This window comes from Nitrospira sp. BLG_2 (assembly GCF_049222245.1).
Genome location: NZ_JBLYIG010000358.1, coordinates 1 through 2,168, shown reverse-complemented (window position 1 = coordinate 2,168; position 2,168 = coordinate 1). Strand labels below are relative to the sequence as shown.

Below are 2,168 nucleotides of genomic sequence, written 5' to 3'. Positions count from 1 at the left end.
CGCGGAAGCCCCCCGACACCGAGAGCGATGTCGAGGCTCAAGGACCCGGTGGAAATCGCCGGCACATCGACCTTCTCCTCGGCCCCAAGCTTCATGATCGCTCCCTTCCCATACTGCTTCTCGATTTGGGAAAGTGCCAGGTCGAGCGCGCGTTTCTTATCGTCTTTTTCGGACATACAATCTCCTCTAAGATGAAAGGGCCAAATCCGATGAATTATACCCAAGCGGCAAAGGGAAACCTAGTCCGAATCTGAGATGGAAGCGTTCAAAGGCGATGTGGGCAACTTCTGAAGATGAAGTTAGGGAAATCGTGGGGAGGCAGATGAACTTTAAAATCTTCACCAGACTACGAGCGTGCTAATATAAGGCCTCGGATCGAAGAGTATGCCCACTGTAATACGATCAGGTCCGTATTGTTGTTTCTTTTATGCAGGCGATCGTGATGAGCCCCGACATGTGCACATTGAGCGTGAAGACAAGATAGCCAAATTTTGGCTTGTACCCGTCAGGCTACAAGAGCGGTGGGTTTCCTCGTGCTGAATTGAATCGGATTCGGCAGCTCGTTGAGCTCAATCAGGATCGATTTCTGGAGGCCTGGAATGAATACTTTGGCGCTTGAGATTGCCGCACCTACAGCAGAATCCGTCACTCTCACGAACGACACGTTGACCGTCGAACTGAGCGATGGGCGAAGCCTGTCCGTTCCCCTTGATTGGTTTCCTCGCTTAATTCAAGCGACGCAAGCGGAGCGAAAACGTTGGAAGTTGATCGGACTCGGACGTGGCATTCATTGGGATCTGCTCGACGAAGATATCAGCGTCGATGGGCTTTTAGCTGGCAGGCCCTCGGGAGAAAGCCAGGCATCATTCAAAAAATGGCTAACCGCCCGTCAAGACACTCGTCCCAAACGCATCACCACTCGCAAAGCCCGCCGCCGCTAAGATTCCAGCAAGGATCCTGGAGGGGCAAACTCCCGTGAAAAGCATGGGCCTTCTATTTTGTTCATGAGCGCGCCAAGCAGAACAAGCGCTCGCTATCAGACCTTGATTTACCGAATTGTGGAGAAAGCGGACACCGTAAAGCCTCTCATACATTTTGCCCCAATCCTTGTGTACGACTACAGAACCCTAGAACCCTATATCCCCCCTGGCATCAGGCGCTGGGCTATCGCTGTCTGGAGGGGTTCAAACAGCAGGAGCATGGCGCCTAACTACTGTGTCTGTTATTACGGGGCCACCTCAACGAAGATTACTGTGCCCGAAGTCGCCAATCCATGGCTCGGCTTGCTTCAAGCGTATGGTCTACACGAATGGTGAGGTTCCTCGAAAATTTCCATCCGTGATGGGTCATGTGATGCAGGAGTTGCGCTGCCATGAGGGAATGCCCTCGATCGTTCAATGCTGGGCTATTAGCCTGCTCAACGCCCCCACCAACCGTTGCTGTGCACAGCGCGGTGGCAATAGCAGCTTGAATGGAATACCTGCATTCGATAGGATAACCCGATAAGAGCGCAATCGACCTCGGCATGGCCGCGTGTCGGCCGGTTGAATCGCTCGAGGCAGACCGGGAGGGTCGCCGCGCATGTCCAGCTCAATAAACCAGACTTCGTCCGACCATCCACGGTGGAAACCTCCGTTTTGGGCGCTGGTCGGACTGGGCGCCCTTCTTTTCCTCGGTCTCATCGTCTTGGCCAACGTGCTGGACATCGGTGAGCGCCTCGGTCGGCTGCATTCCAGTCTAGAATACGCCTTCTACGCCCTTGTCCTCTGCGCCATCTATGGCCTGCTCATCAGACCGGTGCTCTCCGTCATCAGCATGAGCGCTCACCCGCTTCAGCGCGTGCTTGTCTCTGACAACAGCATGAGCCAACAGGAATACAAGGCCGTGGCCAAGCGCTTCCTCCGGAGCGGCGGCATGTCCCCGGAGGTCACGACAAGGCTGACAGAGTCCCTGTGGTCAGGTACCAGGTTGGAACAGGAGGTAAAGGCCGCGCTTGACGAGAAGCGTGCCCGCTCAAGCCGGATCGTGAAAGACCATGCGCGATTGGCGTTCCTCAGCACAGCGGTCATCCAAAACGGGAGCCTCGATGCCCTCATGCTGGCCTATGCAAATTTCAAACTCATACGAGCGCTCGTCACTCACTTTGGCTTTCGGCCGTCGTTTCCCGC

The 2,168-nt window shown here is 55.0% G+C and carries 5 protein-coding genes and 1 pseudogene; 4 read left to right on the top strand and 2 right to left on the bottom strand.

The window, feature by feature from the left end; translation table 11 throughout:
- A pseudogene (locus ACOSYY_RS09870) lies at positions 1-176 on the bottom strand (recombinase RecA); the annotation flags it as partial.
- A gap of 208 nt (positions 177-384) precedes the next feature.
- On the opposite strand from ACOSYY_RS09870, the gene ACOSYY_RS09865 reads away from it, so the two are divergent.
- Genes ACOSYY_RS09865 through ACOSYY_RS09855 form a run of 3 tightly spaced genes read left to right on the top strand, consistent with a single transcriptional unit; the run spans position 385 to position 941 of the window.
- Positions 385-540 (top strand): DUF4160 domain-containing protein, encoded by a 156-nt coding sequence (locus ACOSYY_RS09865; RefSeq protein WP_421662116.1) that lies wholly within the window; start codon positions 385-387, stop codon positions 538-540.
- Complete coding sequence (locus ACOSYY_RS09860; RefSeq protein WP_421662115.1) at positions 497-619, top strand: DUF4160 domain-containing protein; 123 nt, start codon at positions 497-499, stop codon at positions 617-619. Before ACOSYY_RS09865 ends, ACOSYY_RS09860 begins: the two co-directional genes overlap by 44 nt.
- Complete coding sequence (locus ACOSYY_RS09855) at positions 600-941, top strand: DUF2442 domain-containing protein (protein WP_421662114.1); 342 nt, start codon at positions 600-602, stop codon at positions 939-941. Before ACOSYY_RS09860 ends, ACOSYY_RS09855 begins: the two co-directional genes overlap by 20 nt.
- Positions 942-1,248: 307 nt before the next feature.
- Here ACOSYY_RS09855 and ACOSYY_RS09850 read toward each other — a convergent pair whose 3' ends face one another.
- Positions 1,249-1,527 carry a hypothetical protein gene (locus tag ACOSYY_RS09850; protein ID WP_421662113.1) on the bottom strand — a complete coding sequence of 93 codons (279 nt, stop codon included), beginning with the start codon at positions 1,525-1,527 and terminating at the stop codon, positions 1,249-1,251.
- A gap of 54 nt (positions 1,528-1,581) precedes the next feature.
- Here ACOSYY_RS09850 and ACOSYY_RS09845 point away from each other — a divergent pair.
- Positions 1,582-2,168: hypothetical protein (locus tag ACOSYY_RS09845; protein ID WP_421662112.1), on the top strand; the 587-nt coding region annotated here is incomplete at its 3' end.

Coding starts and splice junctions, on each gene's coding strand:
- ACOSYY_RS09865 (WP_421662116.1), top strand. CDS start 385: ATGCCCACTGTAATACGATCAGGTCCGTATTGTTGTTTCTTTTATGCA.
- ACOSYY_RS09855 (WP_421662114.1), top strand. CDS start 600: ATGAATACTTTGGCGCTTGAGATTGCCGCACCTACAGCAGAATCCGTC.
- ACOSYY_RS09850 (WP_421662113.1), bottom strand. CDS start 1,527: ATGCCGAGGTCGATTGCGCTCTTATCGGGTTATCCTATCGAATGCAGG.